At 50.5% G+C, this 24,493-nt stretch carries 24 protein-coding genes; 15 read left to right on the top strand and 9 right to left on the bottom strand.

Annotated features, from left to right (window positions below; translation table 11 throughout):
- The first annotated feature begins 44 nt into the window (after nucleotides 1–44).
- From FH871_RS25065 to lepB, 3 genes are all read left to right on the top strand, one after another.
- Nucleotides 45–692, top strand: a complete 648-nt coding sequence (locus tag FH871_RS25065; RefSeq protein ID WP_138994164.1) for a DUF5683 domain-containing protein — start codon at nucleotides 45–47, stop codon at nucleotides 690–692.
- A gap of 20 nt (nucleotides 693–712) precedes the next feature.
- The gene (gene dapB, locus FH871_RS25060; RefSeq protein WP_138994163.1) at nucleotides 713–1,441 is read left to right on the top strand and encodes a 4-hydroxy-tetrahydrodipicolinate reductase; all 729 of its coding nucleotides are present in this window, start codon (nucleotides 713–715) and stop codon (nucleotides 1,439–1,441) included.
- Between the two features lie 114 nt (nucleotides 1,442–1,555).
- The gene (gene lepB / locus FH871_RS25055; RefSeq protein ID WP_138994162.1) at nucleotides 1,556–2,692 is read left to right on the top strand and encodes a signal peptidase I; all 1,137 of its coding nucleotides are present in this window, start codon (nucleotides 1,556–1,558) and stop codon (nucleotides 2,690–2,692) included.
- Nucleotides 2,693–2,808: 116 nt separating this feature from the next.
- Here the strand turns inward: lepB and ung are convergent, their stop codons facing one another.
- Complete coding sequence (ung, locus tag FH871_RS25050) at nucleotides 2,809–3,474, bottom strand: uracil-DNA glycosylase (protein WP_138994161.1); 666 nt, start codon at nucleotides 3,472–3,474, stop codon at nucleotides 2,809–2,811.
- Between the two features lie 179 nt (nucleotides 3,475–3,653).
- On the opposite strand from ung, the gene apaG reads away from it, so the two are divergent.
- From apaG to FH871_RS25035, 3 genes are read left to right on the top strand one after another with little or no spacing between them, the layout of a single operon-like run.
- The gene (apaG, locus tag FH871_RS25045) at nucleotides 3,654–4,040 is read left to right on the top strand and encodes a Co2+/Mg2+ efflux protein ApaG (protein WP_114409612.1); all 387 of its coding nucleotides are present in this window, start codon (nucleotides 3,654–3,656) and stop codon (nucleotides 4,038–4,040) included.
- A 41-nt stretch (nucleotides 4,041–4,081) separates the two neighbouring features.
- Entirely contained in the window at nucleotides 4,082–4,855 is a 774-nt protein-coding gene (locus tag FH871_RS25040; protein WP_138994160.1) for an O-methyltransferase, read from the top strand.
- A 6-nt stretch (nucleotides 4,856–4,861) separates the two neighbouring features.
- A complete protein-coding gene (locus FH871_RS25035) occupies nucleotides 4,862–6,241 on the top strand; it encodes a hypothetical protein (protein WP_138994159.1) in 1,380 nt (459 codons plus the stop codon).
- A gap of 137 nt (nucleotides 6,242–6,378) precedes the next feature.
- On the opposite strand, the gene FH871_RS25030 is transcribed toward FH871_RS25035, so the two are convergent.
- From FH871_RS25030 to FH871_RS25020, 3 genes are all read right to left on the bottom strand, one after another.
- Nucleotides 6,379–8,268, bottom strand: a complete 1,890-nt coding sequence (locus FH871_RS25030) for a DEAD/DEAH box helicase (RefSeq protein ID WP_138994158.1) — start codon at nucleotides 8,266–8,268, stop codon at nucleotides 6,379–6,381.
- 396 nt (nucleotides 8,269–8,664) lie between these two features.
- On the bottom strand, nucleotides 8,665–10,005 hold the full coding sequence (locus FH871_RS25025; protein ID WP_138994157.1) for an anthranilate synthase component I family protein: 1,341 nt from the start codon (nucleotides 10,003–10,005) through the stop codon (nucleotides 8,665–8,667).
- The gene (locus FH871_RS25020) at nucleotides 10,005–10,964 is read right to left on the bottom strand and encodes an NYN domain-containing protein (RefSeq protein WP_138994156.1); all 960 of its coding nucleotides are present in this window, start codon (nucleotides 10,962–10,964) and stop codon (nucleotides 10,005–10,007) included. Before FH871_RS25020 ends, FH871_RS25025 begins: the two co-directional genes overlap by 1 nt.
- Before the next feature lie 255 nt (nucleotides 10,965–11,219).
- Between FH871_RS25020 and hisB the strand changes: the two genes are divergently transcribed.
- Nucleotides 11,220–12,344 carry a bifunctional histidinol-phosphatase/imidazoleglycerol-phosphate dehydratase HisB gene (gene hisB, locus FH871_RS25015; RefSeq protein ID WP_138994155.1) on the top strand — a complete coding sequence of 375 codons (1,125 nt, stop codon included), beginning with the start codon at nucleotides 11,220–11,222 and terminating at the stop codon, nucleotides 12,342–12,344.
- A gap of 442 nt (nucleotides 12,345–12,786) precedes the next feature.
- The gene (locus FH871_RS25010) at nucleotides 12,787–13,221 is read left to right on the top strand and encodes a hypothetical protein (RefSeq protein WP_138994154.1); all 435 of its coding nucleotides are present in this window, start codon (nucleotides 12,787–12,789) and stop codon (nucleotides 13,219–13,221) included.
- Between the two features lie 88 nt (nucleotides 13,222–13,309).
- On the opposite strand, the gene radC is transcribed toward FH871_RS25010, so the two are convergent.
- The 3 genes from radC to FH871_RS24995 all read right to left on the bottom strand — a co-directional run bounded on the left by radC (nucleotide 13,310) and on the right by FH871_RS24995 (nucleotide 14,895).
- Nucleotides 13,310–14,005, bottom strand: coding sequence for a DNA repair protein RadC (radC, locus tag FH871_RS25005; protein ID WP_138994153.1), 696 nt, complete (start codon nucleotides 14,003–14,005; stop codon nucleotides 13,310–13,312).
- A gap of 120 nt (nucleotides 14,006–14,125) precedes the next feature.
- Nucleotides 14,126–14,389: a 30S ribosomal protein S20 gene (gene rpsT, locus FH871_RS25000; RefSeq protein ID WP_114409604.1), complete on the bottom strand. Its 264-nt coding sequence runs from the start codon at nucleotides 14,387–14,389 to the stop codon at nucleotides 14,126–14,128.
- A gap of 104 nt (nucleotides 14,390–14,493) precedes the next feature.
- Nucleotides 14,494–14,895: a Dabb family protein gene (locus tag FH871_RS24995; RefSeq protein ID WP_138994152.1), complete on the bottom strand. Its 402-nt coding sequence runs from the start codon at nucleotides 14,893–14,895 to the stop codon at nucleotides 14,494–14,496.
- 153 nt (nucleotides 14,896–15,048) lie between these two features.
- On the opposite strand from FH871_RS24995, the gene FH871_RS24990 reads away from it, so the two are divergent.
- The 4 genes from FH871_RS24990 to FH871_RS24975 all read left to right on the top strand — a co-directional run bounded on the left by FH871_RS24990 (nucleotide 15,049) and on the right by FH871_RS24975 (nucleotide 19,790).
- Nucleotides 15,049–15,990 (top strand): zinc dependent phospholipase C family protein, encoded by a 942-nt coding sequence (locus FH871_RS24990; protein WP_229317556.1) that lies wholly within the window; start codon nucleotides 15,049–15,051, stop codon nucleotides 15,988–15,990.
- 96 nt (nucleotides 15,991–16,086) lie between these two features.
- Nucleotides 16,087–17,274 carry a class I SAM-dependent rRNA methyltransferase gene (locus tag FH871_RS24985; protein WP_138994151.1) on the top strand — a complete coding sequence of 396 codons (1,188 nt, stop codon included), beginning with the start codon at nucleotides 16,087–16,089 and terminating at the stop codon, nucleotides 17,272–17,274.
- Between the two features lie 30 nt (nucleotides 17,275–17,304).
- Entirely contained in the window at nucleotides 17,305–18,441 is a 1,137-nt protein-coding gene (locus tag FH871_RS24980; RefSeq protein ID WP_138994150.1) for a VCBS repeat-containing protein, read from the top strand.
- Nucleotides 18,442–18,581: 140 nt separating this feature from the next.
- On the top strand, nucleotides 18,582–19,790 hold the full coding sequence (locus FH871_RS24975; protein ID WP_138994149.1) for a VCBS repeat-containing protein: 1,209 nt from the start codon (nucleotides 18,582–18,584) through the stop codon (nucleotides 19,788–19,790).
- An 82-nt stretch (nucleotides 19,791–19,872) separates the two neighbouring features.
- Here FH871_RS24975 and FH871_RS24970 read toward each other — a convergent pair whose 3' ends face one another.
- Nucleotides 19,873–20,895 (bottom strand): S1C family serine protease, encoded by a 1,023-nt coding sequence (locus FH871_RS24970; RefSeq protein ID WP_138994148.1) that lies wholly within the window; start codon nucleotides 20,893–20,895, stop codon nucleotides 19,873–19,875.
- 132 nt (nucleotides 20,896–21,027) lie between these two features.
- Here FH871_RS24970 and FH871_RS33290 point away from each other — a divergent pair, with 132 nt between their 5' ends.
- The 3 genes from FH871_RS33290 (at nucleotide 21,028) to FH871_RS24960 (ending at nucleotide 24,153) form a co-directional block, all read left to right on the top strand.
- Nucleotides 21,028–21,204, top strand: coding sequence for a hypothetical protein (locus FH871_RS33290; RefSeq protein ID WP_171062945.1), 177 nt, complete (start codon nucleotides 21,028–21,030; stop codon nucleotides 21,202–21,204).
- Nucleotides 21,205–21,286: 82 nt separating this feature from the next.
- Nucleotides 21,287–22,429, top strand: a complete 1,143-nt coding sequence (glf, locus tag FH871_RS24965; protein WP_138994147.1) for a UDP-galactopyranose mutase — start codon at nucleotides 21,287–21,289, stop codon at nucleotides 22,427–22,429.
- A gap of 176 nt (nucleotides 22,430–22,605) precedes the next feature.
- Nucleotides 22,606–24,153 (top strand): capsule assembly Wzi family protein, encoded by a 1,548-nt coding sequence (locus FH871_RS24960; RefSeq protein ID WP_138994146.1) that lies wholly within the window; start codon nucleotides 22,606–22,608, stop codon nucleotides 24,151–24,153.
- Here the strand turns inward: FH871_RS24960 and FH871_RS24955 are convergent.
- Complete coding sequence (locus tag FH871_RS24955) at nucleotides 24,139–24,354, bottom strand: hypothetical protein (protein WP_212768263.1); 216 nt, start codon at nucleotides 24,352–24,354, stop codon at nucleotides 24,139–24,141. The genes FH871_RS24960 and FH871_RS24955 overlap by 15 nt on opposite strands.
- Nucleotides 24,355–24,493 lie beyond the last annotated feature (139 nt).

Here is a 24,493-nt window from a genome sequence, read left to right as displayed (position 1 = left end):
ATAACACTTGGAAGATGGAAACAGGATACCCGGTACGGTTACGAATGGAGTGGAAAAAATACGTTTGGGTGGGCATGTTGATCCTGCTGGGTACAGCGGCACGCGGGCAAACCCCGGCTGGTGCGGTTCCCAACGTGCAACCGCAGCCGGTTTTGGTGGATTCCGTTCGCAGGCTGGCCACGGCTGATACGATTTCGCTGACGCCGAAACAGAACGCCAAAATTCGGAAAATCGTACCAAGAACGGCTACCATCCGCTCGGCCATTTTGCCGGGGCTCGGCCAGATTCACAACGGACACTGGTGGAAAGTACCGATCATTTACGCCGGTTTTGGGACCCTGCTGTATTTTTCTCAATACTATAGCGATGAGTATCGCTTTTATCGGGACTACGGCATCAAGGCCAATTATGCCACGGGTCAAGAGATCGAGGTGCCGGGCTACTCACGAAAAATAACCGTGGCTGAACTGGAACGGGCGGCCCGCGCTGTTGCACGGTATCGGGATTATAATTACCTGGGAATCGGATTGCTGTGGGGGGTAAATGTCATTGAAGCCAACGTGACGGCCCACTTGAAAACATTCGATATTTCGGAAGATCTGACCATGAAAGTGAAACCCGGTTTGCTGATGCCCGTCATTGGCGTAATGCCGGTCCCGGGAATCCGGGTGGCTTTCCAGTTTAAAAATTGAATCCAGAACGATTTACCTGAATGAAGATTTTATTACTCGGATACGGCAAAATGGGTAAAACCATCGAGCAGATTGCGCTGAACCGGGGGCACGAAATTGCGGGTCGGATTGATGTCAATAACCGCGCCGATCTGGATGCTTTAGGGAAGGAAGACGTCGATGTCGCCATTGAATTCAGTTCGCCGGAAGCCGCGCTGGATAACGTGCGCGATTGTTTGAAACGCGGTTGGCCGGTGGTTTGCGGCACAACCGGCTGGCTGGAACACCGGACGGAAATTGAAGAACTGTGTCGTCAGCAACACGGGGCATTTTTTTACGCATCGAACTACAGCATTGGGGTTAACCTGTTTTTCCGGCTCAACAAGATGCTGGCCCGGTTTATGAAGGGCTATCCGTCGTACCACGTTTCGATGACCGAAGTGCATCATACCGAGAAAAAGGATGCCCCGAGCGGAACGGCCATTACGTTGGCGGAAGGCATCATTGAACAGATCCCGACCAAAAAACGTTGGGTCAATGACGCTGATAGTCAGCCGGATGCGGTAGTCATTGAATCGCTTCGGGAAGGCACGGTGCCGGGAACCCACGTGGTTCGGTACGACTCAGATGTGGACACCATCGAAATCAAACACGTGGCCTATAGTCGCCAGGGCTTTGCCCTCGGTGCCCTCACCGCCGGCGAGTGGCTGGTCGGAAAAGAAGGCGTTTTTGGAATGGAAGATCTGTTGGGAGAAATTAGTAATGTTTAATAATAAATGTTGAATGATGAATGTCAAATGTAAAAGTTATTGGATTCTGTAACTTTTACATTTGACACCGCGCGGGCGGCCCCGTCATCATTTACTATTTGAAATTCATTTATCATGTCTGTCGTTAAAAACCAGGAAACCGCCACCCGGCGCTCTGTCAAGAATAAATCGCCGTTCCGTGAGTGGATTGATTCCATTGTCTTTGCGGTGGTTGCGGCTACGCTGATTCGCTGGCTGTTCATGGAAGCATTCACGATTCCGACGCCTTCGATGGAGAAAAGTCTGCTGGTGGGCGATTTTTTGTTTGTCAGTAAACTGCATTACGGAACCCGGACCCCGAAAACCCCTTTGCAGGTTCCGTTGACGCACCAGAAAATCTGGGGAACCGAAATACCGTCGTACCTCGACTGGATTCAACTGCCCCAATACCGTCTGCCCGGTTTTTCATCCGTCAAGCAGGGTGACGTCGTGGTGTTTAACTACCCGCCCGAAGACTATCCGACCGATCTCAAAACCAATTATATCAAACGCTGCATCGGCGTTGCGGGCGATGTGCTTGAAGTGCGCGACCGCAAGGTTTTCGTGAATGGACAGGCGTTTCCCGATCCGGTGAAGTCCGAAACGGAGTATTTTCTGAAGACGAATTCGGTGATCAGCGCCAAAGTGTTCAAGCGGTACGACATTACGGATTTTGAGCAAAGTACGGAAACGTTTAATGATACGATTGCCGCGAACGATGCCTCCGGCTACCGGATTCATACCACCCCGGAAACCGCAGCTCTGTTGAAGCAACAGGATTTTGTGCAGGGAATCGAAGCCCTGAGTTCGCCAAAAGGATCGGTCAACCCCTTCCAGCCGGTGTATCCGCAGTCGTCCCTGTTTCCCTGGAATGTCGATAATTACGGCCCGATTACGATCCCGAAAGAAGGTGCGACGATTCAGCTGGACCCAAAAAACATCGCCTTGTACGGGCCGGTGATCCAGAAATACGAGGGCAACGAGAAGGTAGAACTGGCCGAAAATTCCATTAAAATCGACGGCAAAGCCATCACGTCCTACACCTTCAAGCAGGACTACTACTTTATGATGGGCGATAACCGCCACAACTCTGCCGACTCACGCTATTGGGGCTTTGTACCGGCCGATCACATTGTGGGTAAGGCGGTTTTCATCTGGATGTCGATCGATCCCAATCCGGAAAGCGTTCTGAATAAAATTCGCTGGAACCGCCTGTTCCGCATTATTGACTAACCGAAGCGGGTTTCACTCAAAGGAATGTTAAATAATAAATGATGAATTTTAAATGTAAAAGTATTGGCATGGTTATTACTTTTACATTTAAAATTCATCATTTATTATTTAACATTCTACCACTCAATTGCTTCGATTCCTTTGCTTTGTAAGTAAGCATTGGCCTGGCTAAAATGCCGGGTGCCAAACCAGCCGCCATAATTGGCTGCCATCGGCGATGGATGTTTGGCTTTCAGAACCAGGTGTTTGTTCCCGTCAATAATGGCTCCCTTCTTTTGGGCATAGGCACCCCACAGCATAAAAACCAGGTTTTCTTTTTCGTCGGAAAGGTGCTGGATGGCGGCATCGGTAAACGTTTCCCAGCCTTTGTTCTGATGAGAACCGGCCTGATTGGCCCGCACCGTCAGGGTAGCGTTGAGCAGCAAAACCCCCTGAACTGCCCAGCGTTCCAGATTGCCGGATTTCGGAATCTCCGTACCCAGATCGTCTTTGATTTCTTTAAAAATATTGACCAGAGAGGGTGGTTTGGTGATGCCGTCGTTGACCGAAAACGACAACCCGTTGGCCTGGCCTTCGCCGTGATACGGGTCCTGCCCTAATATAACGACCTTGGTCTGATCGAACGGACATTTATCAAAAGCATTGAAAATCAGTTTGCCCGGCGGATAGCAACGGTGCGTGGTGTATTCCAGGCGGACGAATTCGGCCAACTGAGGGAAATACGGTTTTTCAAATTCAGCTTGCAAACGCTGCTGCCAGGAGGGTTCAATGACAACCTTCATATAAATGGTGTTTGAGATTCGGGTCAATTCGATCCGGTAAAAGATGGATACGCTCGGAACGTTTTTTTCGTTAGGCTGACAAAAGTAGGCGAAACCGAAAATAATCGATGCGCTTATTGGAATTATAAACTCTTAAATTTAATTTTCGTTTTAAGGGTATTTACCAACACGTAACTAAAATGATATCGGCAGTTACCGACGGCGTCAAGGTCAGTGTGATGACCGAATACCAACCGGAATATTCCAGTCCGTCCCAGGCGCATTATGTCTTTACGTACCGAATTACCATCGAAAACGAAGGGCCATCGACCGTGCAGCTATTGCGACGTCACTGGATTATTTACGACGCCCACGGCATGGCGCGGGAGGTAGAAGGCGAGGGCGTGGTTGGCCAGCAGCCCATTCTGGAGCCGGGCGAGACGCATGAGTATGTTTCGGGCTGCAATCTGCGGTCGAGCCTTGGCAAAATGGGAGGAACCTATCTGATGGAACGGATTATTGACGGAAAGCAGTTTCGGGTCAATATTCCCGAATTTACGATGGTGGTTCCGTATCGGTTGAATTAATTATCGTCTGTTTTTAAATCCGTGGTAGCGGTTTTTGTTTCTTGATTCGTGCTTATCTGAAATTTCTCCTGAAGGCCGGCGATGCGCATTCCCTGCATTCGCCGTTTGTTTTTGATCTGTATTCCACCCTCATTCGTCGCGACAACCCTGATGAGCCGCAATTTGCCCCCATCCGGGCGTTGCAGCAGCAGTTGTTGAAGGATACCGTTAAAATTCAGATCACGGATTTTGGGGCGGGTTCCCGCATCAATGCGTCGCGCGAACGGGCCATTCGGGACATTGCTAAAAATTCGCAGAAACCGGCCCGTTTTGGGCGGTTGATGTACCGGCTGATTCAACGGTTCCATTCACAGACGATTGTTGATCTGGGAACATCGCTCGGCATCACGACACTGTATGAGGCCGTAGCAGCCCCCACAGCGCAAATCCTGACTTTTGAAGGGTGTCCGCAAACCGCTGCCGTGGCCCGACGAAATTTTCAGCAGTTGAACCGACCGACTATCGAAATTATTACCGGTAACATCGACACAACCTTGCCGGAACGATTAAAGACGGTTTCTACCATCGACTTCGCCTTTTTCGACGCCAACCACCGGTTTGAACCGACCGTTCGGTATTTTGAAACCTGTCTTGCGAAGGCACATAACGATTCCTGTTTTATTTTTGACGATATTCACTGGTCGGAAGAAATGGAACAGGCCTGGGAGACGATCAAGGCGCATCCGGCGGTGACCATTTCCATCGATCTTTTTTATGTGGGGTTGGTCTTTTTCCGAAGCCAGCAGCCCAAACAGGATTTTGTTCTGAAGTTTTAACTCTGTATGCAACACCGTTTCCATCCCTTCAAACTGAGTTTACTCGGCGCAGTTGGCCTCAGTTTGCTGATTGCTTCCTGCGAAAAATCCGGTGATAATCCCGCTGACGATCCGGCACCGGTGGTGACGAGTTTTGACCAACTGCAACGGCGGATTCTGACGCCCACCTGTGCGGTTTCCGGCTGTCATTCCTCGGAAACCGACCCGACATTTGCGCAGCATAAACTGGTGCTGGCGGCCAATGTCGCCTACAAAAATCTGGTTGGCGTCGCGTCGACCAATGCAACGGCCAAAGCCAACGGACTGCTGCGCGTAAAACCGTTCGCGGCCCTGGAGAGTCTGCTCTACCATAAAATCAATGCGGCCGCGAGTCACCACAGCGGAGCCAATTATGGCAATCCCATGCCGTTGGGCAAAGAATTGCTGACGGTGGGGCAGATCGAGTTTGTGCGTCGCTGGATCGAAGCCGGTGCGCCACAGGAAGGAAGCGTCGTCGATTCCACTTTGCTGGATGACAAGACGCCCAGTACGCCGGTTACGGAAAGTTTCGATGGCTTGAAGGTGCCTGCGGCCAGTGAGGGATTTCAGCTCAAACTGGATCCGTTTACCATCATTCCGAATTTTGAGCGGGAGTTGTTTATCCGGAAGTCGATTGGCAATACCCAGGATGTCTATGTAAACCGGTTCGAGGTGAAGATGCGGAACAACAGCCACCATTTTGTGATGTACAATTTCCGGAATAACCAGAACCTTCCGGCCCTGAATCAGATTCGGGATCTTCGAAATCCGGACAATTCGTACAACCTGCTGACGGCGCTCTCGATGCAGAATCACGTCTATTTTATCGGTATTCAGGCACCTTATATCGACTATGCTTTTCCGGAAGGGACGGCTTTGTTGATACCGGCCAATACGACGATGGATTTTAACTCACACTACGTTAATAAATCCAGCACTTCCATCACCGGCGAGGTGTTTGTAAACTTATATACGACCGATAAAGCCAAGGTGAAAAACGTGGTGAAGACAATGGATTTCACCAATAATGATTTGTCCATTCCGGCTAACAAACGCGTCACGCTTTCCAAGATCTTTCTCATGACCAAACCAGTCAAAGTGCTGGTTCTGACCTCACACACGCACAAACTGGCTGAAAAATTTGTGATTAAAATCAAGGGAGGAGCGCGGGATGGCGAAGTAATTTATACGTCCACAAACTGGGAACACCCGGAAATTAAAACCTTTACGACTCCCATATTACTGGCCAAGGGAGAAGGGCTTGTTTCTGAAATTACCTACAATAATACCACGGCCAAAGACGTCAGCTTCGGGTTGACGAGCGAGGATGAAATGGGGATTATTTTCGGGTATTATCTGGAAGATTAGTTTATTTGAGAATAAAGAATACAGAATAGAGAAGAAAGAGTTTTTCATTTTTTTCTCTATTCTGCATTCTTTTCTCGACCATAAAAAAAGCCGCTCTGAATCCAGAGCGGCTTTTTTTATGGTCTTAATCAGACAGCTTAGCGTGCGACTTCAATCTGAACGCGTTTGCCTTTGATCGTATTTCCTTCCATGACATCCACCACCCGATTGGCTACATCGCGGGGAACGTCAACGTAGGTATGTTTGTCGAAAATGTCGATGTGACCGATGCTGCTGCCGGGAATGTTGGCTTCGCCGGCGATGGCACCAACGATGTCGCCCGGACGGATGAAATCACGACGACCGACGCTGACAAACAACCGGGTCATGTTCGCTTCCTGCTCGCGGGGTGCGCGGCTATCATCGCGTTCAAATTTACGACCTTCTTCCCGGCCGCCGAAACGGGGGGGACGTTCCCGGTCACCGAAGCGGCTTTCACCGCGGGTGCCGCGTTCGCTGAACCGGCCGGGGCCTTCGCTGCGACCACCGCGATCACCGAAACGGGAACCGCTTTCTCCGCGACTCCGATCACCGAAGCGTCCGGTGCTTTCGCCCCGTCCACCGCGATCACCAAAGCGTGATCCGCCTTCTTTCCGTTCCCGACGGTCGTCATTGTCGTGACCCAGGTTCTGGTCAGAAAACTCGTTTTTCTCGATCCCCATTCCGCGTTTCACCAGGGCCGAAACGATTTGTTCGGTGGTAAAACCGGAGTGATGCAGGGCCGTCAGCAGATCGTCATACAGATTCAGATCGGTGCTGGTTTCGATACTTTGTTTTACCTGCTCGATAAAACGGGCCTTGCGCAGTCCAACAATGTCTTCAAAGGATGGAATAACCCCTTTTTCGATCCGAACTTTGGTATAGTTCTGGATTTCGCGCAGACGGTATTTTTCGTCTTTCCCCACCAGGGAGAAGGCTTTACCCGACTTTCCGGCGCGGCCGGTCCGGCCAATCCGGTGTACATAATACTCTTCGTCGAGGGGAATGTCGTAGTTAATAACGGCGTCTACATTGTCAACGTCGATACCGCGGGCGGCTACGTCGGTGGCGACCAGGATGTTGGTAACACCCGACCGGAATTTCGACATCACGTTATTCCGTTGTGCCTGACGCAGGTCACCATGCAAGCCTTCGGCCTGATACCCACGGACTTGCAGGTCTTCAACGATTTCGTCGACGCGTTTCTTCTGGTTACAGAATACCAGCAGCAGGTTCAGGTTGTGCATGTCGATCAGACGGCACATTACTTCCACTTTGGCTTTTGGTTTCACTTCGAAGAAAACCTGCTCGATGTTCTGGGCGGTCAGTTCGTTCCGAACCACTTTCACCAGAACGGGTTCTTTCTGGAAACGCTGGGTAATCGTCATGATCGGTTTCGACATCGTGGCCGAGAACAAAATCGTCTGACGTTCTTCCGGCATGTCTTCCAGAATGCTTTCGATGTCGTCACGGAAACCCATGTCGAGCATTTCGTCCGCTTCATCCAGAATCATCATCCGGACGTTGTCCAGTTTCAGGGTCCGGCGCTCCATGTGGTCCATGACGCGACCCGGCGTACCGATCACGATATGAACACCGGTCTTCAGCGACTTGATCTGGCGATCGATTGAATCGCCACCGTAGATGGCTTCGATGCGGATTCCTCTTTTAAATTTCGATAATTTCCGGATCTCTTCCGAAACCTGAACGGCCAGTTCGCGGGTCGGACACAGAATCAGCACCTGCGGATGGCGTTCGGCCACATCAATCATGTTGATGGCTGGAATACCAAAGGCTGCGGTTTTTCCGGTTCCCGTCTGGGCCTGACCAATCACGTCGCGACCGGCAAGAATGGGAGGGATGGCTTCGGCCTGAATGGGAGAGGGATGTACAAACCCCATTTCAGTAACCGCTTGTAAAATTTCATCTGAAAGGTTCAGATCGGCGAATGTCCGCTGTGGAATTCCCGGCGTAACAATAATTTCCTGTTCAATGATTTCAGGAGTCATAACTTGTAAGAGTTTTTAATAATGAAACTAATACAAGCGTTTATCGGCAGAAGTGCTCGTGCTGCACGGCCATGCAGGTCCGATTGCGAAAAATCGGCGTACGATACGTGAAAATTTGAGATACAAACGTGAAGGAACCCCCGAAAATGCCCAGCTTAGCCCAAAGTGAAACTTGATTCACCAATGCAATTGCCCCAACAGATGCGCCCAACGAATGTTAAACCCCTAACCGGTTGACATCCGTGCAGCTCTGTGGTAATAGAAAAAATCCCATGAAGAGTATCTTTTACAGAGATCGGACGGATGTCCGCTTGAAAACTGTTGCAAAAGTAAGGCAAATTTTTGATAAATACAAGTCTGGTCTGTACTTAATTGTATTATTTTACGAAACCGATCCTAGAAAACCGCCCTCATCGCTTCTGCTTTCAGCAAACACTCTTCATATTCCTGCTGAGGATCAGCATCGTAGGTAATGGCACTTCCAACGGAAAAAGAAACCGTACCGGTGTCGGCGTTGTAGAAAATACTCCGGATCATGACGTTAAAGTCAAAGTCGCCGTCTGGTGTGATGAAACCGGCGGCTCCCGAATACAACCCCCGCCGACTCGCTTCGTATTGATCGATCAGTTCCATCGCCCGAACTTTGGGCGCGCCCGTCATGCTGCCCATCGGAAAGGCATGGCGGATGGCTTCGGTAAAGGGCAAGTCGTTCCGGATGGTGGCGGATACCGTCGAAATCATTTGAAACAACTGCTGAAACGGGTAAATCCCGAACAACTCGTCCACCTGAACGCTGCCGGTTTCGGCGCTGCGGGCCAGGTCGTTGCGGACCAGATCGACAATCATCAGGTTTTCGGCCTGCTCTTTTTCACTGCTGCAAAGTTGTTGCCGGAGCTGCGCATCTTCATGGGCTGTCGTTCCGCGCCGGATGGTGCCTTTGATGGGTTGGGAAATGAGCCGCATGCCTTTTTTTTTCAAAAACCGCTCGGGTGATGCGCCGATGACGTACTGGTTCCGGATTCGCTGGAAATGCGAAAAGGGCATCGGTGAGCGTTTCGTCAAGTCGTCATATACCGTTAGCGGATCAATTGTAGTGTTTTCGATGAAAAATTCGATGCAATAATTCAATTCGTAAACTGTACCGTCGATAATGTCCTGTTGAATCTGGCGAACGGTTTGGCGGTATTCGTCCGGCGTAACCCGGCTTTTTACCGGTTTACTCAATTTGTTTTTCGGAATGTCGGGTGACGGTTTTGTCGAATTGGCCAGAATCGCGTCAATCACCGCATCCGGGTTTCCCCACGAGCGAACAGTCAGGTGATCGTCGTCAAAATCGATGAGGTGGAGGGGCTGGAAAAAATAGATTTCCGGAAATCCGAGCGTGTTTTCATGCCGACTGACCAACGGTTCGATTTGGTTTTTCAGATCATAGGCAAAATAGCCAATCAGAAAATCCGGGTGTTGCTGATGGTGTCGAAACAGCGTTTGGAACGGATCCGTGTCGGGCAGGAATGCAACCGGTTGATACACCCCGGCGGCCAGTCGATTCGGAAAACCGTGGTAAGGAAGGGTAATATTGGGAAGTGACGCCTGATTGTTATTGAACAGCACTACGTGGTCAAACTGGCTCATGGCCCAGGACAGGGCTTTTTTCTGCCAGAAGTCAACGGGCTGTGAACCCGTTGACTCAAGCAATATGGTGCGTTCCTGACGAATGGTTCCGGCAGTCGGTGGCATTAGTTACTTTCCAGATGCACATCGATGGCAATGTCTTTGCTTTCGGCATTCTTCCCGATCCGGAATTTTACCTCGTCGTCGACCTGCAATTCGTTAAAATCGATGTCATTCAAACTCGTGTAGTGAAAAAACAGGTTATTGGGCGGGTAATTGATAAAACCGTACCCGTTTTTGAGGCTGCGAATGGTGCTGATTTTAAATTCGGAGGGGTCGGAATCATCGTCCACGCTGTCGGAATAACTATCAAAACCATTGCCTGCCGGTACGGGGGCACCGTTCCCGATCAGTACCCGGGCTGATTGTTTGACGAACAGATTCTGAATCAGCGGATCGTTCTTCCGAAGCCGCGTATCGATCATTTCGTGCATGGCGACGGGATACGAAACCTCGGCCAGCAGATCCTGGGAGGTACGGGTCACCATTTTCTCGCCCTCGTCGTTGTAATACTCAAAATCCCAGCTCAGCACCATCAGGCGTGTTCCGAGCGTGTTGAGTTTGCGAATCAGCGGTACATAGTCGCCGTCGGCCGTGATGAGCACCACCACGTCGAATTTTTTGGAAATCGTCAGTTCGAACGTTTCGAGGGCAAGCCAGACGTCGATGCCTTTTTCCTGCCGCGAGCCCTGAAAGGTTTTGACCGGAAGATAGTGTGTAACGACCCCTTCAGACATCAGAATGTCATCGAACAGCCGGTCATAGAAGAGCTGATTGCCGCGTTGGCTGGCTTCGTGGGCGTTCAGACGACCCCGGAAATAGTGGGCATCGACGATTTGACACAGGCGAAAATCCGTCTCTTCTTCCTGGGCAACCTGCGCCCGTATAAATTCATGTAAACCCGATATGCTGATACGGCTCCGTCTTTCGTGGGAGTAATTGTAATAATTGCTTACGTGAAGAAAATAGTTGCCATCATAAATTACTGCAATACGGGTTAGTTTGGAAGATTTTTCTGGGTGCATTTTTTTTTATGGAATGGAAAAAATAAACGATATAAAACTACGATCTGGATAAAAAGGCAGGACCTGGCTTGCAAGTATCGTGCATTCTATTTATGTACTAACCTGTAAGTGTGTTAGTTACGTATCTATTTTTAATATTTATTTAACAGATAAAATAGGTAGGGGAGTCTATTTGGGTACAATAGTAGTAAAAAAATACAGAAATGCCGTTCCAGTTGATGCATTCGCTACCTTTGCATTCCACTAAAAAGCCTTATGAAGAAAGTTCTGTTCATCGACCGGGATGGTACCATCATCTTCGAACCTCAGCCCGACCAGCAGGTAGATTCGCTGGAAAAACTGGAATACATTCCGAAAGTACTTTCCAATCTGCGCAAAATTGCCGAAGAAACCGACTTCGACTTGGTGATGGTTACCAATCAGGACGGTTTGGGAACGGCGGTTTTTCCGGAAGATACGTTCTGGCCTGCCCACAACAAAATGATGAAAACCCTGGAAGGGGAAAATATCCATTTCAAAGCCGTTCATATTGACAAGACGTACCCCCACGAAGGCGCGTCGACCCGCAAACCCGGAATCGGTATGTTGACGGAATACCTGACGGAGGCTTATAACCTGCCGGAAAGCTACGTGATCGGTGACCGGCTGACGGATATTCAAATGGCGGTCAATCTGGGTGCCAAAGCCATTCTGATTGCTCCGCAGGACCCCACGGAAGGCATGACCGACGACATGCAGAAGGCCTTGGCGCTGTCGACCGACAACTGGGACCTGATTTATGAATTGCTGAAGTTACCGGCCCGGACGGCTGTCGTGGACCGCCATACCAACGAAACCCAAATCCACGTTGAACTGAATCTGGACGGGCGGGGTCGGGCCACCATCGAAACCGGTATTGGGTTTTTCGATCACATGCTCGACCAGGTGGCCCGTCACTCCGGTTCCGATCTGGTGATTCGGGTGAAAGGTGACCTCCATATTGACGAACACCACACGATTGAAGACACCGCTCTGGCGTTGGGCGAAGCGTATCGCAAAGCCCTGGGTGACAAGCGGGGTATAAGCCGGTACGGTTTTTTGCTGCCGATGGATGAAGCCCTGGCCCAGGTGGGAATCGATTTCTCAGGGCGACCGTGGCTGGTGTGGGAAGCTGATTTCAAAAGGGAGAAAATTGGCGAAATGCCAACGGAGATGTTCTTTCATTTCTTCAAGTCGTTTTCCGACGCGGCACTCTGCAATCTGAACATCAAAGTGGAAGGGGAGAATGAGCACCACAAAATTGAATCGATCTTTAAAGCTTTTGCCAAATCGATCAAGATGGCCGTCAAACGCGATCTGAAAGAACTGGATACCCTACCAAGCACCAAGGGGGTACTGTAACCGGGTGGAAACGATTATTTGTAATAAAGTGGTGGATTAATCGCTTAGCGTGTGCGCTTCCCGTTCAGTTTTTACTATTTTTGCGTCAACAATTCATAAACCGGTACTACTATGTTCATGACTATCGTAACCATCGTTTTTTATATTGTTTTATTAACTGCGGCATTCATTGCGGGTCGCTGGCTGGAAAACAAAGAGCGGAAGTACTAAGACTCAGTTCGCAACCGTTTGCTGCAGGCCTGACCCGTCTCGGGATCGGTTGGCAGCATCATTCATATTTCATTGTTAAAAAGGGCCTGATCAGGCCCTTTTTTATTGACCAGAGCGACAGATTCACGGTTTTTCCAAAAATTGGGGCAGGTAAAAAAAAGGCGTAAAAAAATCAAAAAGGTTCCAACCGTCTTTCCTGGAATGGGGTCATTCAGACAAACGATAACAACAAATGACACCATTTAAAAGTTTGTATGGATTCCTGCTGGTGGGCTTGCTGGCAGTCGGTTGCGAGAAAGAGAATAAAGTAACGCCTACCGAAGACACTCAGGCCGTAACGGTGAAAGTGAACCAGCTGGCCCGGGTTAGACAGGATGTAACCCTGAATGTCGATAGTATTTCCGACAGCCGTTGCCCGTATAATGCCAATTGTGTGTGGCTCGGGAACGCGCAGGTGAAGTTTACGCTGAAAAGCGAAACGCAGTCCCAATCGGGCGAATTGTGCATCGGGCAGTGCGGAACCCAGTTGAAAAACCGCGATGTGATGACGGTTCAGTTGGGGGCCGAAAGCTATGAAGTAACGTTGTCGGAGGTCCAGCCATTTCCGGGAACCAAACCGGATGGCACCCCCAAAGAAGCCGTGATTACGGTCAACTTGAAAAAATAACCTGATAGGATCGAATAGTTAGACGGTGACCGGTATGATTTTATAAATCGTACCGGTCTTTTTTTTGCTATCTAATATCACAGCGGCCTTATAATATTCCCTGGTCGGCAAAACTTAAATACGACTGATCCGTAAAAATCAGATGATCGAGGATGGGAATATCGAGTAAGCGCCCAGCGTCTTTCAGTTTTTTGGTCAGATCCCTGTCTGCTTGTGAAGCTGCCAGTTGGCCGGACGGGTGGTTGTGAACCAGAATCAGGGCGCTGGCCAGTTGCTCGAGCGCATGTTTGAAAATCAGCTTCGGATCAGCCACCGTGCCGGATACGCCACCGGAGCTGATCTGAACGGGCCGGATCACTTCGTTCGCGCGATTCAGCAGTAAAATCCAGAACTCTTCGTGTTGCTTGTCCAGCAAATGCGGTTTTATTTCTTCATAGGCATCCCGGGAACTGGTGATGCGCAGCCGAAGCGGACGGTCCTGTTCTTTTCGCCTTCGGCCCAGTTCGAGTGCCGCAACGATGCTGATGGCTTTGGCCTCGCCAATGCCTTTGAACTTCGACAAATCCTTGACACTCAGCCGGGCCAGATCGTTGAGGTTATGGCCCACACTTTGCAGAATTACCTTCGCTACGTCGACGGCGGACAGATCGCGGGTGCCGGAACCGATGAGGATGGCAATGAGTTCGGCGTCGGAGAGCGCGGCCCGGCCTTTGAGCATCAGTTTTTCGCGGGGGCGGTCTTCTTCCGCCCAGCTCCGTATTTTGCGGGAACTTTCGTAAGTCATGGTTGGGTGGGTGTGGATGGGCCAAAAAAAAACCTTACCTGAACGAAATCAGATAAGGTTTTCCTAACGTTTTTGAGCGTATTGGAAAACCGCCCGGGCGGTTTTCCAATACGAAATGAATTAAGCAGCAACAGCCAGTCCGTTGACGAGTTTCGCCAGTTTCGACTTGTTGTTAGACGCTTTGTTTTTGTGAATAATATTCCGCTTTGCCAGTTTGTCCAGCAGCGATGACACCGTTTTATACAATTCAGTTGCAGCCACCTTGTCGGTTGTCAGCCGCAAACGCTTGATCAGTGAACGGGTCGTTTTGTGTTGGAAACGGTTCAACAAACGTTTCTTTTCGTTTGCCCGGACCCGCTTCAATGCCGACTTATGATTTGCCATTGCTTATTAGTACAGTATACAGTTTCTCAGAAATATCCGCAAAAGTAGGGATTTACGAGAAACTATGCAAATTAATGTTGAATCACGGGAGTGATTCCGGAGGCTTACTGGCGGATATCCGAATTGATGGTGAATACCTTATCCCAGCTTGCCTTATTATTTTTTACGAACTCCTGTTGCTTTTGGTTCTTGTTGAACGTCTCAATGTCAGCTTCGCTCTGGAAAGTGAGGTAGTGCATCACATCATACTCGGAAGAACTACCGCTAACCCCGTTTAAGGTCTTCCCGGAGGTGTAAGAAATGATCTGAGGAATTTCATGCTTTAAAGCGGCAAACTCACGCATATGTTGCTCAATCGCTTCATTTTTAGTGCCTTCTTTGAATTTAAAGCAGACAATTTGCTGTTTTTGGGCTTTTCTGGCAGGTGAGTAGGCACCGTAGATAACAAGGCCGAAAACTCCGAAGAAGAAAAGAATTAGGCTGTAGCCAATGGATTTGCGTTTCATGATGATTGTGAAATTGATGTTATTCCAAATATTATTCTGAACAACACAGTCTTTTATAAATAAAGTAGAAACTTTTCTTGTTAAAGTGCTATGTTTGAACAAAGGTATCGTATAAATATTTCGAATCAAGTTTTTCTGCTGTTTTTTTTCGCAATGGTGGCCCATTCACGGCCGGTTGGAAAGCCGCAGTGGGGCTTCTACGCCCACAAGCGCATTAACCGGCTGGCGGTGTTTACCTTACCGCCGGAGATGCTGGCCTTTTATAAGAAGCACATCGACTACCTGACCGAGAATGCCGTCAATCCCGACAAAAGGCGGTATGCCGTCGCCGGGGAAGCCCCCCGGCATTTCATCGACCTGGATGCGTATCCCGATACCACGAAGGCGATCTTGCCGCGTTCGTGGAAACAGGCGACGGAACGCTACGGAGAAGATACCCTCGCCCTGCATGGGATTGTGCCGTGGCACATTCAACTGGCCAAATTTCAATTAACCGAAGCTTTTAAGGCCCGTGACGCCAAACGCATCCTGAAAATTTCGGCCGACCTGGGCCATTACATTGCCGATGCGAATGTGCCATTGCATACCACCCGCAACTACAACGGCCAACTGTCGGGGCAGCAGGGTATTCACGGTTTCTGGGAGTCGAGACTACCGGAATTGTTCAGTACAGAGTATGACTTTTTTACCGGTTCGGCCACCTATGTGCCCTCACCCCAGAAAGCGGCCTGGCGGGCGGTTTTCGACGCCCATGCCGCGCTGGACTCGGTCTTGCGGTTTGAAATAGAACTTACCGAACAGGTAGGCGACACCCGGAAGTACGGTTTTGAAGAGCGCAATGGCCAGACTGTGAAGGTATACACCGACGATTTTTCCCGGAAATACCACGAGCGACTGCGCGGCCAGGTGGAGCGGCAGATGCGGGCATCGGTTAAAATGGTTGGTGATTTCTGGTATACCTGCTGGGTAGATGCCGGGCAACCCGATCTGGAAAAACTGGCAAAGACTGCTCCATCGGCGATTGACTCAGAGGAGGAGACCGAAGAAAAACAGAGCTGGTGGAAACGCCTGTTGAATGTCCGACCGGAAGAGTAAGCCAGATTCGGGGCCGATGCTGACGAAAGTCCGGAGGGACGTAATGTCAATGGGCCGTGAATTTTGTAGTTTCGCCCGTTCAACGAGTCAACAAAAATGAATTTACCCAAAATATACCTGCGTCCCGGGCGTGAGGAAGCCATCCGGCGGTTTCATCCCTGGGTGTTTTCCGGAGCCGTGGTTAGGACCGAAGGCGAACCCCAGGACGGTGACGTGGTGGAAGTGCTGGACAAAAAAGGGACTTACCTGGCAACCGGCCATTTTCACAACGGCAGCATTCTGGTCCGCATTTTCTCTTTTCAGCCCATTATTCCCGATGCAGCGTACTGGACTACCAAGCTGACTGCCATCCGAAGCATTCGAACGGCCATTTTGCCACCGGATACCAATTGTTATCGGCTGGTTCACGGCGAGGGTGACGGTTGTACGGGTCTGATTATTGACATCTACAACGGAGTTGCGGTTTTGCAGGCCCACTCCATCGGGATGCACCGCGAGCGAAACCTGATTACGGAAGCACTGAAAAATGTGTTCGGAGATCAACTTCTTGCCGTGTATGACAAAAGTGCCGAAACGCTGCCCGACGACTATGCGGCCACGATCCAGAATGCCTACCGGTTTGGCCGGGCGGACGTGCCGCATGAGGTAATGGAAAATGGACACCGGTTTCTGGTCGATTGGATCACCGGGCAAAAAACCGGTTTTTTCCTCGATCAACGCGATAACCGAAAACTCGTGGCGCATTATTCCGCCGGAAAAAAGGTGTTGAACGCCTTTTGTTATTCGGGCGGTTTTTCCGTCTATGCGCTAAAGGCCGGGGCAACCCTGGTGCATTCCGTCGATGCTTCCCAGAAAGCCATTGACCTGACCAACCGCAACGTAAACCTGAATTTTGGCGAAACCGAGGTGGCAAACCGGCACGAAGCGTATGCGGATGACGTGATGAAATACCTCCACGCCCACGACGATCAATACGATGTGGTCGTGTTGGACCCGCCCGCCTACGCCAAGAGTCTGTCGGCGCGGCATCGGGCCGTTCAGGGCTACAAACGGCTGAATGCCGAAGGGTTGCGCCGGGTGGCAAAAGGGGGGATTCTCTTTACGTTTTCGTGTTCGCAGGTCATTGACCGGGAGTTGTTCTACAATACCGTGGTGGCGGCTGCCATCGAAGCCGGGCGGCAGGTGCGGGTTTTGCACCACTTGAGCCAACCCGCCGACCATCCGGTCAATTTATTTCACCCGGAAGGCGGTTATTTGAAAGGATTGGTTTTGTGGGTTGAGTAACAAACCAAGATTATTTATAAACTTGCAGGCATGAAGATAAGTATCCTATCCATCGCCCTGGCAGGTTGGGTTTCGCTGGCAACCGACTCCAAAGAGATTCAGTTTAGCCGCTATTTTGTGGCAGCCGAAAGCTACGAAACCGTTGGTGTTGTCGATATTAACAAGGATGGTCGCCCGGATTTGGTTTCGGGAGATTTCTGGTATGAGAACTCCGCTGATCCGAAGGCACTTTTTCGCAAGCGCTATCTGATTGGCAACCAGAAACGGTTCGACCAATATTATGATGACTTTTCGACCATTCCGCTGGATGTCAACGGCGACGGCCATGCCGACATTGTAACCGGCGGCTGGTTTGGTGAGAATCTGAAATGGCTCGAAAACCCCGGTATTGGTAAAAAGGATTTGTGGGCGGTTCACGACATCGGCAAAGTTGGCAATGTGGAAACCACCCGCGCCTGGGATGTCGACGGCGATGGCGTCATCGAAATCGTCCCCAACAACCCGAAGCATCCGCTGAAATATTTCAAACTGGAAAAAGGAGGAACGTTCAGGCAGGTCGACGTGGCTCCGACGCAGGATCACGGCCTGGGCCTGGGTGATGTGAACGGCGACGGTCGCAGCGATTTTATCGTGAGCAAAGGCTGGCTCGAAGCCCCCGCCGACCGAGAAAAAGGCCCCTGGACGCTCCATCCCGAATTTGACCTGGGCAAACAGGCCAGCGTTCCGATTCTGGTGGTCGACGTCAACGGCGACAAACGCAACGATCTGATTGTGGGGCAGGCACACGGCTACGGCTTGCACTGGTACGAACAAACGCTGGAAGGCGGCAAACGCGGCTGGAAAAAGCACAGCATCGACGAAAAAGCATCGCAATACCACGTTCTGGAATGGGCTGACCTCGACGGCGATAAAAAACCGGAACTTATTACCGGCAAACGCTACCGCGCCCACAATGATGGGGATGCGGGTGCTTACGATGACGTGGGACTTTATTACTTCACCTGGAACGGCAAGGAATTTATAAAGCATACCATTGCCTACGGGCAGCCGGGCAAAGGCAAGGGAACCGGCATTTACTTCGCCCTCGCCGACCTGCGCGGCACCGGACGTTTAGACATTGTTGTTGCCGGCAAAGACGGTTTGGAGATTTTTTTCAACGAAAAGTAGGCAGGAGCTTTCACCGGTTTGGGCTGGGTTTTTGGGGCTAGGATTTGCCGTTCAGGCGAAGAAACCGAGTAGAATTGAACAAAAAACCGCTTGTTTGTTTACTACGGTAGTAGAGCATCGTATTTCAACCGCGATATAAAATGAAGAGTTTAGCGATTATCCCGGCGTCGTTTACCCGGAAAGGCTGGCTTCTGACCAGTTGTCTGGCGCTGGGCATTCTGACCGGCCACGCCCAGAAAGGAACCGAGCTTCAGTTCAAAAAAAGTGTGCTGACCAGCGATTTCATTGCCGAAGGCGCCACCATCGGAGATGTCAACAAAGATGGGAAAAAAGATGTCATGGCCGGTGCCTACTGGTTTGAAGCCCCCAACTGGACACCCCACGAACTGGCCAAGCCGGAAAAATTCTCGTACAGCACGGGCTACAGCAACTCCTTTCTGAACTTCGCGCTGGATGTTAACAAGGACGGTTGGGTGGACATGATTCGAATCGATTTCCCCGGTAAATCAGCCGTTTGGCACGAAAATCCGAAAAACCAGCCCGGTCTCTGGAAGGTTCATCCCATCCACTCCTCGGTGGGCAACGAGTCGCCCCTGTTTGTAGACGTCGATGGCAATGGCCGGGCCGACATCATTTGCAACGACCCGACGGCCAAGGAAATCATCTGGCTGCGCTCACCCGACAACAATTTTACGGATGAGTGGGAGCGGTTTGTGATCAGCAAGGGCGAAAATACGCCCGGAACGCACATGTACACCCACGGGTTGGGCTTTGGCGACGTCAATGGCGACAAAAAAATGGACGTCGTGATTCATACCGGTTGGTGGGAAGGACAGACCGATCCGAAGCGTTCCAACTGGACGTTCCATCCCGCTAAACTGGGTGAAGAGTGCGCGCAGATGTACATCACGGACGTGAACGGCGACGGTTTGAACGATGTCATCAGTTCCTCAGCCCACAAATACGGCATCTGGTGGCACGAACAGGGGAAAGATTCAGAAGGAAACCCCACCTGGACGACGCATGAGATTCACAAAACGATTTCCCAAACCCATAATCTGGCCCTGGTCGATATGAATGGCGACAAAAAGCCCGACTTGGTAACCGGAAAACGGTATTATGCCCACAATAAAACGGACAGTGATCCGGGTCGGGAAGAACCGGCGGTTTTGTACTGGTTTGAGTTTAAACCCGGTAAAAACCCCGCCTGGATTCCGCACGAAATTGACAACAATTCCGGCGCGGGTCTACACGTTGTCGTGGAAGATATGAACGGTGACCGATTGCCGGACATTGCCGTGGGCAACAAAAAAGGCGTTCACGTTTTCGAGCAACTTAAAAAGAAATAGCCCATCATCAAAAAACCGGTCCGGAAGCCTGTTGAGCGTTGTCGCTGGTCGGGCTTCCGGACCGTTTTTTTTGATGGAAACATTACTTGATTTCGCCCGGAATCACCGTAACGCTCTGGCGGAGGTTCTCCCGCAAAACCGCCATTGAAATGCGCTGTCCGATCGTTTCTTCGGTGAGCAATTTATGCAGATCATCGACGGAAGTAACGGCCTGCCGGTTGAATTCAACAATAATGTCGCCCTGCTGCAATTCGCTGTTGTACGAAACGCCGTCGGCTTCGGTGTTTACGACAATCACGCCGGTTTTGGCATTCAGGTGGTTGTATTGTTTGATGCGTTCGGTGAGGTTGATGAGTTGCCCGGAAATGCCGAGGTACCCGCGACGAACCCGCCCGTGCATGATCAGTTTCCCGGCCACCAGGGCGGTTAGATTGGACGAAACCGCAAAGCAGATGCCCTGCGCGGGCAGAATCACGGCGGTATTGACGCCGATGACGTCGCCCTGAGAATTGACCAGCGGACCGCCCGAGTTGCCCGGATTCAGGGCCGCGTCGGTCTGAATCACGTCATCGATCAACCGACCGGATTCCGACCGGAGCGTCCGGCCCAGCGCGCTGACAACGCCCGCCGTAACCGAATACTGAAAACCGTATGGATTGCCGACCGCAATGGCAATTTGCCCCACCTGCACCTGTTTGGAATCGGCGAAGCGAATGGCTTTAAGACCTTCGCCGTAAATTTTGATAACCGCAATGTCGGTGGCCGGGTCGCGGCCGATGAGGGTGGCTTCAAAATCCCGGCCATCGGGCAGGGCCACTTCAATTTTGGACGCCCCGGCTACTACGTGATTATTGGTAATGACGTAACCATCCGACGAAATGAGGAAACCCGAACCCGTTCCACCATCCGCTTGGCCACGTCCCCGAACAGGTTGCGACCCTTCTTTGGCCCGACCGCTTACTTTGATCTGAACCACCGACTGACTTACTTTTTTTGCTACATTTACCACTGTATTGGAGTAGGCATCGAGCAGCGGAGCATCCTGTTCGGTGATGTCTCCGGGGATCGAGGCTGATCCGGTATCGGATATGCGTTGTAATTGCATGGCTGGATTAATTTAGTTGTAAATGCAACTTTCAAACCCTGTACCAATTCCGGGTAAGCACGGATGTGCGTCAAATTGTCAGTCTACCCGGTTTTGTCTAAGATCTCATTTCTAACCTCTTTCAGCTCCACCATGACTTTTGAAGAATACCTGAGTAGCAAGAAGATTGACGAAAACCAATTCAAACAGCAGGAACCCGCGCGGTATGCAACCTGGAAATCGGAGTTTGATCAACAGCATCCGGAAAGCTTTACTACCCAGAAAAAGTTTCTCATCAATACGATTCGGCGCAAGTATTTGGTACGTTAAATAAGGAAAACGGTCCTGCAACGGTCGATTGGAGAAAAATCACTACTTTTAACCTCGTAAAAACCACCCTTTTCGTCTGTTTATGCAGCATTACGATTTTGCAATTGTTGGAGCCGGATATGCCGGTAGTGTGTTGGCCGAACGCCTGGCCAGCCAATCCGGAAAGAAAGTTCTGGTTCTCGACAAACGCCCCCACATCGGCGGAAACGCCTACGATTATTACAACGAAGACGGTATTTTAATCCACCTCTACGGCCCGCATATTTTCCACACCAATTCGCCGGAAGTGTTTGGTTATCTGTCTAATTTCACGGAATGGCGTCCGTATGAACACCGGGTACTGGCGTCGGTCGAGGGCCAGTTGCTGCCCATTCCGATCAACCTGGATACCGTCAATAAACTCTACGGCAAGAATTTTACGTCCGAAGAACTCGGTGAGTACTTCAAAACCGTCGGCGAACCCGTCGAGGATATCAAAACGTCGGAAGATGTGGTGGTGAGTCAGGTAGGACGCGATCTGTACGAGAAGTTTTTCAAGTACTACACCAAAAAGCAATGGGGGGTTTACCCTTCCGAACTCGACAAATCCGTAACGTCCCGGATTCCGACCCGGACCAATCAGGACGACCGGTATTTTTCGGATCAATTTCAGTCGATGCCGCTGCACGGTTTTACGAAGATGTTCGAAAAAATGGTCGATCATCCGAATATTACGCTGATGCTGGCGACGGACTTTAAAGACGTTAAAGACAGTTTGTCATACGATCAGTTGATTTATACCGGCCCGGTCGACGAATATTTCGACCACTGTTTTGGTAAACTCCCGTATCGCTCGCTTCAATTTGAACACAAAACCCTCAACGAAGAGTGGCACCAGCCGGTGGCTGTGGTCAACTACCCGAACGACAATGCCTATACCCGCATCACGGAGTACAAGCATTTGACGGGGCAGGAACACCCGACCAAGACCAGCATCACCTTCGAATACCCCCAATCAGAGGGCGATCCGTATTACCCGGTGCCGATGCCGGAAAATGCCGAACTTTATCGGAAGTATAAGCAACTGGCTGATCAACAGGAGAATGTGTATTTTGTGGGGCGTTTGGGAACGTACCGCTATTACAACATGGATCAGGTCGTTGCGCAGGCGTTGACCTTGTATAAGAAACTGGTAGGGGCCGATTCGCTGGCAGAAGTTGCCGCCGGCAAAGCACCAACGGAATAAAAGAAATACGTCCCCAATCGGAAACCATTTCCGGTTTTGCAGGCTTCCTTGTGGGCGCGGCAAGGCTGGAAATGGTTTTTTTTATATTTATTTGAGAATGTTCGTCCGATAACGATTACTTCTGAATCGGAACAGCGTCTAAAGTAAACCAGTGGGTTTATTTTTTACAATGCTGTATGAGGATACTTTTTCTGATCACGTTTAGTCTCTTTTTCAGGATATTCCCTGTTTTTAGCCAGGATTCTTTGGGGGTAGAAACCGTCATCAGAAAACCGCCCATCCGGCTGTTTGCCGAGTTGGGCGTATTCGGTAGTTCTTCACGCCAAACGCCCTTCTGGTTTCGCACCAACCAATCCGGAATTGTTCCAAACACGGCTCCGTTCCTGACAGCACGCGCCGGCATCCAGGCCGAGTTTATCGGTAAAAACCGCAAGACGGCCTGGGGGTACGGTTTTGAAGGAGTCGGTACGGTCGCGGCAAAATCTGTCTTGCTGGTTCCCGAAGCGTATGTCAAAGGAAAATGGAGCGTATTTGAACTCCTGGTCGGACGGCGTCGGGAAACCATTGGACTGGCGGATTCTACGGTCGTCGGTTCGGGCTCCTACAGTTGGTCGGGGAATGCCCTGCCGATGCCTAAAATTCAGCTTTCGCTGGCAGACTATACACCCATCGGTTTTACCAAAGGTCTGATCGCATTCCGGGGGTTGTATGCCCACGGCTGGTTTGACAACAAGGGACCGGTGACGCATTCGTATCTCCATCAAAAGGCACTTTACGGTCGAATTGGAAAACCGAACTGGCCGGTCCGGTTCTATGGCGGGCTGAATCATCAGGTGCAATGGGCTGGCCGAAGTACGGTTATTACTGGCGACGACGTGATCAAAAACGGGCGATTCCCCACCGGTTTTTCCAATTATCTGAATGCCATTACCGGCCTTTCGCTGGCAGCCAAGGGCGATGCTGTCGATACCACCGAATACGGTAAAAACGACCGGGGGAACCGGGTGGGGAATCACCTGGGTACTGTGGATGTAGGACTGGAGATCATCAGGAGATCGTTTTCACTGCTGTTTTATCGCCAGAGCATCTACGAAGACGGTTCGCTCTACTATTTGACCAACCTTGCCGATGGCCTGAATGGCCTGCGCTTTCGGAATTTCAAACCGGTCACCCACAACTGGCAAATCCAGACAGCCGTTGTCGAGTTTTTGTTTACGAAAAGTCAGGGAGGCTCGGTTTTCAGTACGGAAAATAAAAAACGGGGCGCAGATAATTATTTTAACCACGGGCAGTACGTCGACGGCTGGTCGTATGGGGGCCGAACCATCGGAACGCCTTTCATCACCTCCGCCCTGGACGCCAACCCGACCTTGCCCCGCGCTTATAGGGAGCATTTGCTCATCTATTCCAACAACAACCGCGTGCGGGTCATGCATGCAGGGCTGGTAGGAAGCTACCGATCGAATTATATTTTTCAGCTAAAAGCGTCGCTGAGTGATAATTATGGAACATATTCTTTGCCATTTCCTGAACGGGTCCGACAGTTTTCATCCCTGATTTCTGTCAGCTTTCCGGTTACCTGGCTGGATGGCGCACAAGCCACCGTTTCGATGTCCAGCGATTGGGGGAAACTGTATACCAATCGTACTGGTTTCTACGTCAGTCTTCGGAAAAGCTGGCAGGCCCATTCTCTAAAACACCGCCAGCCATTAGCCCCGGAGTAGCTGATGCAGGTCGATCTGATCTAAATAGGGATCAAAAGGATGCTGGCTTCTCGAATGGCATCGGTTTGGGCTGCGCAGCGAGAATACCTGCTGGAGTTCATGATTGCCTTCGTAATACGGACTCTCACTGAAATAGGCTTCAACGAAAAAATCGCCGACGGCATACAAACGGACGGTGAAAGGAGGAGAAAAACGATTCATCAAGTGGTGACCATGACGCCAGAGAAAATCCGCTTTCTTGGGTAGTGGGAGCTGGTTATATTCAATTCGGGTTAACATAAGCTGCAGATGGTGATTTGATTCGTCGTATTTACGATGCAGTTTACGTTTCCATATTTAT

Origin of the sequence: Larkinella sp. C7, assembly GCF_006149005.1 — a bacterium.
Lineage (GTDB): Bacteria > Bacteroidota > Bacteroidia > Cytophagales > Spirosomataceae > Larkinella.
The sequence above is the reverse complement of the archived record's forward strand: the minus strand, read 5'-3'. Positions and strand labels throughout refer to the sequence as shown.

Bases quoted from the DNA above. Each gene is read 5' to 3' on its own strand.
- rpsT (WP_114409604.1), bottom strand. From the start codon at position 14,389: ATGGCAAATCATAAGTCGGCATTGAAGCGGGTCCGGGCAAACGAAAAG.
- apaG (WP_114409612.1), top strand. From the start codon at position 3,654: ATGATATCGGCAGTTACCGACGGCGTCAAGGTCAGTGTGATGACCGAA.
- ung (WP_138994161.1), bottom strand. From the start codon at position 3,474: ATGAAGGTTGTCATTGAACCCTCCTGGCAGCAGCGTTTGCAAGCTGAA.
- dapB (WP_138994163.1), top strand. From the start codon at position 713: ATGAAGATTTTATTACTCGGATACGGCAAAATGGGTAAAACCATCGAG.
- FH871_RS24975 (WP_138994149.1), top strand. From the start codon at position 18,582: ATGAAGAGTTTAGCGATTATCCCGGCGTCGTTTACCCGGAAAGGCTGG.
- radC (WP_138994153.1), bottom strand. From the start codon at position 14,005: ATGACTTACGAAAGTTCCCGCAAAATACGGAGCTGGGCGGAAGAAGAC.
- FH871_RS25025 (WP_138994157.1), bottom strand. From the start codon at position 10,005: ATGCCACCGACTGCCGGAACCATTCGTCAGGAACGCACCATATTGCTT.
- FH871_RS25020 (WP_138994156.1), bottom strand. From the start codon at position 10,964: ATGCACCCAGAAAAATCTTCCAAACTAACCCGTATTGCAGTAATTTAT.
- FH871_RS33290 (WP_171062945.1), top strand. From the start codon at position 21,028: ATGACTTTTGAAGAATACCTGAGTAGCAAGAAGATTGACGAAAACCAA.
- FH871_RS24960 (WP_138994146.1), top strand. From the start codon at position 22,606: ATGAGGATACTTTTTCTGATCACGTTTAGTCTCTTTTTCAGGATATTC.
- FH871_RS24990 (WP_229317556.1), top strand. From the start codon at position 15,049: ATGGTGGCCCATTCACGGCCGGTTGGAAAGCCGCAGTGGGGCTTCTAC.
- FH871_RS25065 (WP_138994164.1), top strand. From the start codon at position 45: ATGGAGTGGAAAAAATACGTTTGGGTGGGCATGTTGATCCTGCTGGGT.
- FH871_RS25010 (WP_138994154.1), top strand. From the start codon at position 12,787: ATGACACCATTTAAAAGTTTGTATGGATTCCTGCTGGTGGGCTTGCTG.
- FH871_RS24995 (WP_138994152.1), bottom strand. From the start codon at position 14,895: ATGAAACGCAAATCCATTGGCTACAGCCTAATTCTTTTCTTCTTCGGA.
- lepB (WP_138994162.1), top strand. From the start codon at position 1,556: ATGTCTGTCGTTAAAAACCAGGAAACCGCCACCCGGCGCTCTGTCAAG.
- FH871_RS24980 (WP_138994150.1), top strand. From the start codon at position 17,305: ATGAAGATAAGTATCCTATCCATCGCCCTGGCAGGTTGGGTTTCGCTG.
- hisB (WP_138994155.1), top strand. From the start codon at position 11,220: ATGAAGAAAGTTCTGTTCATCGACCGGGATGGTACCATCATCTTCGAA.
- FH871_RS24985 (WP_138994151.1), top strand. From the start codon at position 16,087: ATGAATTTACCCAAAATATACCTGCGTCCCGGGCGTGAGGAAGCCATC.
- FH871_RS24955 (WP_212768263.1), bottom strand. From the start codon at position 24,354: ATGAATCGTTTTTCTCCTCCTTTCACCGTCCGTTTGTATGCCGTCGGC.
- FH871_RS25030 (WP_138994158.1), bottom strand. From the start codon at position 8,268: ATGACTCCTGAAATCATTGAACAGGAAATTATTGTTACGCCGGGAATT.
- glf (WP_138994147.1), top strand. From the start codon at position 21,287: ATGCAGCATTACGATTTTGCAATTGTTGGAGCCGGATATGCCGGTAGT.
- FH871_RS24970 (WP_138994148.1), bottom strand. From the start codon at position 20,895: ATGCAATTACAACGCATATCCGATACCGGATCAGCCTCGATCCCCGGA.
- FH871_RS25035 (WP_138994159.1), top strand. From the start codon at position 4,862: ATGCAACACCGTTTCCATCCCTTCAAACTGAGTTTACTCGGCGCAGTT.